At 46.7% G+C, this 501-nt stretch carries 2 tRNA genes and 1 pseudogene; all 3 read right to left on the reverse strand.

What is annotated here, in order from left to right:
- Nucleotides 1-78, reverse strand: a pseudogene (locus AC4IFT_RS22370) (GTP-binding protein); the annotation flags it as partial.
- 118 nt (nucleotides 79-196) lie between these two features.
- Nucleotides 197-272 (reverse strand) — tRNA-Thr (locus AC4IFT_RS22375).
- Nucleotides 273-278: 6 nt separating this feature from the next.
- A tRNA-Gly gene (locus tag AC4IFT_RS22380) sits at nucleotides 279-353 on the reverse strand.
- Between the last annotated feature and the right edge of the window lie 148 nt (nucleotides 354-501).

Raw genomic sequence — 501 nt, forward strand, 5'->3', positions numbered from 1 at the left:
AGTTTTACCGTGGTCAACGTGGCCGATAGTACCAACGTTAACGTGCGGTTTTGAACGTTCAAATTTTTCTTTAGACATTAGATTGTCCCTCTAAGACACGGAATCGGTGGTTAAACCACATCAACCAAGCAAGAAATTATTTCGCTTGTTTTTTTCAGGAGACAAATCAGGGAGATAATTGAGAACATAAGGGAAGTGGTGCTGATAGGCAGATTCGAACTGCCGACCTCACCCTTACCAAGGGTGTGCTCTACCAACTGAGCCATATCAGCACATCTTGGAGCGGGCAGCGGGAATCGAACCCGCATCATCAGCTTGGAAGGCTGAGGTAATAGCCATTATACGATGCCCGCAATGAACTCGGCTACCTGAGTTATCAGCTGTTAAACTGTTCCTTGAAGTTTCCTAAAGGAAAGCTTCTTGGAGATGGTGGTGGGAGAAGGATTCGAACCTTCGAAGTCTGTGACGGCAGATTTACAGTCTGCTCCCTTTGGCCGCTTG

The organism is Providencia sp. UF-183 (genome assembly GCF_058246155.1).